Annotated in this window: 5 protein-coding genes; 2 read left to right on the forward strand and 3 right to left on the reverse strand. The window is 47.2% G+C overall.

Features of this window, described 5'->3' with window-relative positions:
* Positions 1-254: 254 nt before the first annotated feature.
* Positions 255-923: a dTMP kinase gene (tmk, locus tag QT992_RS16275; RefSeq protein WP_333377313.1), complete on the reverse strand. Its 669-nt coding sequence runs from the start codon at positions 921-923 to the stop codon at positions 255-257.
* A gap of 105 nt (positions 924-1,028) precedes the next feature.
* Here tmk and QT992_RS16280 point away from each other — a divergent pair, with 105 nt between their 5' ends.
* A complete protein-coding gene (locus QT992_RS16280) occupies positions 1,029-1,376 on the forward strand; it encodes a hypothetical protein (RefSeq protein WP_333146829.1) in 348 nt (115 codons plus the stop codon).
* Positions 1,377-1,573: 197 nt separating this feature from the next.
* Here QT992_RS16280 and QT992_RS16285 read toward each other — a convergent pair whose 3' ends face one another.
* Positions 1,574-4,312 (reverse strand): heavy metal translocating P-type ATPase, encoded by a 2,739-nt coding sequence (locus QT992_RS16285; protein WP_333377315.1) that lies wholly within the window; start codon positions 4,310-4,312, stop codon positions 1,574-1,576.
* Between the two features lie 300 nt (positions 4,313-4,612).
* On the opposite strand from QT992_RS16285, the gene QT992_RS16290 reads away from it, so the two are divergent.
* Positions 4,613-4,804 carry a DDE transposase family protein gene (locus QT992_RS16290; protein WP_333321153.1) on the forward strand — a complete coding sequence of 64 codons (192 nt, stop codon included), beginning with the start codon at positions 4,613-4,615 and terminating at the stop codon, positions 4,802-4,804.
* Positions 4,805-4,917: 113 nt separating this feature from the next.
* Here QT992_RS16290 and ctpC read toward each other — a convergent pair whose 3' ends face one another.
* Complete coding sequence (gene ctpC / locus QT992_RS16295; RefSeq protein ID WP_333321155.1) at positions 4,918-6,273, reverse strand: carboxyl-terminal processing protease CtpC; 1,356 nt, start codon at positions 6,271-6,273, stop codon at positions 4,918-4,920.
* Positions 6,274-6,557: the final 284 nt, after the last annotated feature.

Here is a 6,557-nt window from a genome sequence, read left to right on the forward strand (position 1 = left end):
GGAAGAAGGAAGAAGGAAGAAGGAAGAAGGAAGAAGGAAGAAGGAAGAAGGAAGAAGGAAGAAGGAAGAAGGAAGAAAATCTAGGATTTCAGCAGTAATTAAGAATATCCTAACCGTCGGGCGCGGTTGCTATAATACCAAAAGGTTATTGTGTTTTAATGGACTGCTAAATAATTGTTTTGAGTTAAGAATGTTAAATTGTAAGTTGCCGGAGCCGGACAGCGTATTGCCGTTTCCCTACAGATTATGTAGCGCTACTTTTCGGAAATCGTATTATTTAAATATCCCCAAGCTTCTAACCGGCGAGTGACAATAGCTTGAATTTCCTGAGCGACTTCATATTCAGGCCGATCGGCATTTATCCGGACAATTCGAGATTTATTTTCTTCGGCTAACTCCGCAAAACCTTGCTGCACAAGGCGGTGAAACTTCAAATCCGCTTGCTCGATCCGATCGCACCCTCCGCGAGTCCTTACCCTCGCCAAACCCTCCTCCACATTAATATCCAGCCACAAAGTCAGATCGCTTTCCAAGTCGCCGGTGGCAATTTCATTCAACTGTTTAATTAAATTTAAGTTAAGACCGCGGCCGTAGCCCTGATAAGCAATCGTAGAGTCAGTAAAGCGATCACATAAAACAATCGTTCCCTTAGATAACTGGGGTTTAAGAAAAGTTTCGACGTGCTGAGCGCGATCGGCAGCATACATGAGTAATTCTGCTCGATCGGATACAGATTCGCCCCCATCTTGTTTCAGCAGCAAATGTCGCAGTCCCCTTCCCAGGTCAGTACCCCCCGGTTCGCGAGTAGCCACCAACGGGACTGTCAGACAGCAACTTGCTTGCAGGAACTGTATCAAGCGCTGCATTTGCGTAGTTTTACCGGCACCTTCAACCCCCTCAAACACGATAAGTTTACCCTTCATTGCCCTAACTTCCCACCTGAATAAAATAAATCCATATTGTTCTGTACATCGGTGCTAGGTTCGGTATGATAATAAAGTCTAAATGCCTCACGGCTGGAGTTTTCTATGGCTCGCTATACTGGTTTTTTTATCGTTGCCGTTCCGATCGACCGTCTCCGTCAATCCCTGATTGAAATTTTAGAGTCATGCAATCTTGATATTATCTACAATACAGGAGATTCCGTCATGGCTCGCGAACTTCCCGGTCAAGTTTCGATCGCCAAACTTGTCACCGCAGAAGTCCTAATTGAGAAAAACACGGCCAGCGACTCAGAGGTTCGCATGAACTTCGTGATTAAAAACGAGGAACTGCCCCTGCAAACCAACAACCACTGCCGCCAAATGTTCGAGCTAGTGAGTCGTTCCGTTATGAACAACAATAATTGGCGACTCTTGGAAAGTATGGCACTCTAGCCATCAGTCAGTCGATTTTACATTTTAGATTTTAGAGTGACTCCATAGATAAATCTGGGGCCTCGAACTAACGTCGAAACTTCTTTGGTTTCGACTCCTGGTGTGGGGGGCTTGTATCCGTCTTGGGATGAGACCATTAGTCATTAGTTTCTAACTAATGACCGATGGCCTCCGACTTTTATATGCAATCCCTAAATTTAAGCTCGAAATCCCCGGCGCAAAAACAAAGAATTTGTAACCACGCTAACAGAACTAAACGCCATAAATGCTCCGGCCGCCGCAGGACTGAGTAAAATTCCGGTTGCAGGCAGCAAGATACCCGCTGCAACGGGAATTCCCAGAGTATTGTAACCAAAAGCCCAAAATAAATTTTGGCGAATCTTATTAAAAGTAGCGCGCCCCAGCTCGATCGACTCAACAACATCCATCAAAGCATTTCGCATCAGCACAATTTGAGCAGTTTCAACTGCCACATCAGTACCACAGTGTAAACCGATACCGACATCAGCTTGAGCCAAAGCCGGCGCATCATTGATACCATCCCCCACCACAGCCACTTTACAGCCTTGGGCTTGCAAAGTCGCGATCGCCCTCGCCTTCCCCTCCGGCCGCACCCCGGCCAAAACATCAGCCTCCGTCAAATCTAGCTGCTGCGCCGTCGCCGCCGCCGACGACGGCGTATCCCCCGTCAGCATCATCACCCGCAATCCCATGCCCCGCAAACGTTCCACCGCCGCCTTAGCATCCGGCCTCAGAGTATCTTTTAGCCCGATTACCCCCAGCAAAACGCCCTCAGAAGCCACGTAAACCGCCGTTTTGCCTTCCAAAGACCCCGACAATTGCGTCGCCACAGCGACCCCCTGCTCCTTCATCCACTGAGCATTCCCCGCGAACACCCGCCGGCCCTCCACCAAAGCCGAAACCCCCAAGCCCGGTTCCGTGCAGAAATCCTCAGCAGCTAGCAGCGGCAAACCTTGTTGTTGAGCTTCCAGCAAAATCGCTGCGGCGATGGGATGACAAGCGCCCCTTTCCACCGCCGCCGCAATTTGCAGCAGTTTTGAGTCAATTGTGGAACAGGCATCTTGCCTGTTACCAGAAACCCCATCAATTGTGGAACAGGCATCTTGCCTGTTGCCAGAAACCCCATCAATTGTGGAACAAACATCTTGTTTGTTGCCAGAAACCCCATCAATTGTGGAACAGGCATCTTGCCTGTTGCCAGAAACCCCATCAATTGTGGAACAGGCATCTTGCCTGTTGCCAGAAACCCCATCAATTGTGGAACAGGCATCTTGCCTGTTGCCAGAAACCCCATCAATTGTGGAACAAACATCTTGTTTGTTGCCAACATTAATATCTGAGTTCAAATCCCACTCCGAATTCTGGAAAATCGGCAAATAATCTGTGAGTGTGAGATTTCCGGTTGTGAGAGTGCCAGTCTTGTCAAAAACCACCGTATCTAATTGATGCACCCGTTCTAAAACATCACCACCGCGAATTAAAAGCCCGCGCTCCGCCCCGATGCCAGAACCGACTAAAATTGCAGTTGGGGTAGCCAGTCCCAAAGCGCAAGGACAAGCGATGACTAAAACTGCGATCGCCAATTTCAAACTTAACAGCAAAGGCGATTGATAATGGATAATTGGCAATTCATTTCCCATATTCATTGCCCCGTGATCCATATCCATTGCCCCGTGTCCTAAAAGCACAGAAGGCCAAATATGAGTGCCGGCAAAATACCAAAATAGGAAAGTTAAAACCGATATCGCCATCACCCCATATACAAAATATCCCGCGACAGTATCAGCTAAATTTTGAATCGGCGCTTTGCGAGTTTGGGCTGCCTGCACCAAAGCCACCATTTGAGCTACAGTTGTTTCCTTACCGGTGCGAGTTGCGCGCATCACAACTGCCCCGGATTTATTGATAGTTCCCGCCGCAACTGTATCTCCCGGTTGCTTCAAAACTGGCATTGATTCGCCAGTCAGCATCGACTCATCTATGGTTGTTTTGCCTTCGCAGACTTCACCATCTACCGGAATTTTTTCCCCTGGCAAAACTTGCAGCCATTCTCCGACTCGGACGCGATCGGCGGGAATTTCAATGTATTGTGGATCGTAGACCGCAGATGTCGAGTCTAAAGGCAATTCTTGCGATCGCAAATCCAAACTCGAAAGTTTAAAATCAACTAAGCGGGCTTTCGCCGGCTGCAATGCGATTAAAGCTTGCAAAGCCGATGCAGCGCGCCGTCTGGCTTGCTGTTCGAGAGTTTTGCCCAACAAAATAAAGCCCAGCAGCATCACCGGTTCATCAAAAAAGCACTCCCATCCCATCCGTGGAAACAGCAGCGCCGCGTTGCTAGCGGTGTAAGCTGTAACAGCGCCTAAAGCTACCAAAGTATTCATGTTGGGTGCATTTCGCCACAAACTGCGGCACCCGTCAACGATAATCGGGCGGCCCGGTAGCAGCAAAGCTAGGGTGGCGAGTCCCCAGTGAAACCAAATATTGCTGAGAATTGGGGCTTTTGTGCCGAGTACGTGACCTAAACCGGATAGAATAATTAGGATAAGGGCGATCGTCAATTGCTTGATTTGCTGTCGAATTTCTTGCCCCCGCCGTTCAATTGTTGCCGCTTCTGCTTCCCGCTGATTTTCCCCTAAACGAGACTGAGAGGGAAATCCATTATCAGTCAACTTTTTCGCTAAAGCCTCTGCATCGACAGCCCCCGGTTGACACTCAACCGTCGCGACTTCTACGGCCAAGTTAACGCAAGCTGAAATTACGCCTGAATACTGCATGAGTTGGCGTTCCACAGCTTTCGCGCAGCCAGCACATTTCATCCCGCCGACATCGAAAGTAACAATTTCTGGCGGTGATTGTTTAACAGGTAGGATTTCTGGTTGAATTTCGGGGATGGTTTTGGGGAAAAATTGCATGGTTTTTTTTGGTATTGATTAGAATATTTGGGTAGTTCTGAAAGGGTTTAATACACTGTTTAGACAAATGTCTATATTTTTATCATAGATAAATTTTGTGGCATCTTCCAAAAGTGTTAGTTTTTTTTAATTCTTATTAGTTGCAGGCGGTTAAATCCGCATTCCAGAAGGGGTTGAAACCCATGTCGGACTGCGATTTTCATGCTAAAACACACTTGGGCCGGGTAGTGCCGTTTCCCTATTTGATATAATGAGGGAATTGGTTAGTTAGTATCCAGCTTTTATTTGACGAATTTAGCTATGACAGAAACACCCAAATTTTATATTGTCAAACGTCCTGCGGGTAATTGCGAAATTTTGCCGCTCGCCCAACTCGAAGAACAAAACCCCAGTATTATTGAAAAGTGGGGCCCTTACGATTCGCCCGAAGATGCCATCGCCCGCCGCATCGGATTAATTCGCGCAGGCATTTGCCAACCAACCAAATTTTAGATTTTAGATTTTAGATTTTAGATTGAAGATAAGAAGGACTAAAGTCCTCACTACAAACCAGGTTCGTAGTGAGGACTTTAGTCCTTCTTTACTGAAGTTTTTGTGACTAAAAACTACTGCGATTTAGAAGGTGCTGCACTCGGTTTTGCTTGCGTTGCAGTCGGCTTAGGTGGGGCAGCATTCGGTTTCGCCTCCGCCTTATTGTTCCCGGTTTTACCAGTAACTTGCTTTGTCAAAACTTCCATAGCTTTGGCGTACTGCGGATCTGCCGTCGTAGCAATTTTATCGCGATCGCGCCTCAATTCCTGTTTTTGAGCTTCGCTGAGTTCTACCTTAAAATCTGGTTCAATCCCGGCCTTGTTGATATCAGTGCCCTTGGGAGTAAAATACTTGGCAATTGTCACCGCCAAACCGGCACCATTTCCCACGCCGCGTACTGACTGAACTAAACCTTTACCAAAGGTCTTTGTTCCCACCAAAACTGCGCGTTTGTTGTCTTGCAAAGCACCGGATAGAATCTCGCTAGCACTTGCTGAACCGCCGTCTACCAGTACAACTAACGGTTTGTCTGTGATTGCTGCCTTGTTTGCCGTTTGTTTATCGGCCTCACCGACTCGATCGACCGTCGAGACGATCGTACCTTCTTTGAGCCACATCCGAGCAATTTCAATACTTCCGTACAGCAAGCCGCCGGGATTGGAACGCAAGTCTAAAATATAACCCGTTACCTTTTTCTGTTCCAAATCCTTAATTGCCGATCGCATTTCCGATGCAGCATTCGCACTGAACTGATTTAAGCGAATATAGCCGACTTCTCCGATCGGGGTTTTCTGCACCGACTTCCGCACTGGATGAATTTCAATTTTAGCGCGTTTCAGCTTAAATTCTAATTCCTTGTTTCCCCGCAAAATCGTCAGCGTCACCTGTGTATTCACCTGGCCGCGAATCAAACTTACCGCTTGATTCGTATCCATGCCTTCTGTCGTTTTGCCGTCAATCTTAATAATGATATCTTTTGCCAGAATACCAGCACTAAAAGCAGGGGTATCTTCGATCGGCGAAATCACCACCAACTTTTTGGTTTCCTCATCTTGAGTCAACTGAATCCCAACTCCTGTCAGTTCCCCAGAAGTTTCAACCTGCATATTCTTGAACTCTTGAGGGTCCATAAACCGCGTATAAGGATCATCCAGCTTCTTCAACATTTCCCGAATTGCTTTGTAAGCTTCGTCGTCGCTGGTATAAGTCCGGTTCAAATAATCATTTCGCACCGCTTTCCAGTCAACCTGGTTAAAAGTGCCATCTACATAACTTTTGTCAATAATTTGCCAAACTTCATCAACTAACTCTTTAGGGCTTCCCCGAAAAGAAGCCAGAGATTTAGAACTGCAACCAGTGTTCGCAAGAGTTACAGCAGTGAGTACCACTGCTGCTGCACTTAGAACAAGCCCTCGTTTTGTTATAACCATTTGTCTGACGCGCGGGAGGAAAAGAGTTCAGAATAATTACGCTCAATCTAACACAGGCAAGGCCGGCTCGCCTTTGGCCTACATATATTATTCCACTTTGCCGAGTTTTGTTCAGGGCGGGCTAGAAGCCCACCCCACAAGAAACTTGATGTTTTTTTGTGGAACAGGCATCTTGCCTGTTCCTGACGGGCTAGGAGTCCACCCCATAAGAAACTTGATGTTTTTTTGTGGAACAGGCATCTTGCCTGTTCCTGACGGGCTAGGAGTCCACCCCATAAGAAACT

This window comes from Microcoleus sp. T3_D1, assembly GCF_036700405.1.
GTDB lineage: Bacteria > Cyanobacteriota > Cyanobacteriia > Cyanobacteriales > Microcoleaceae > Microcoleus.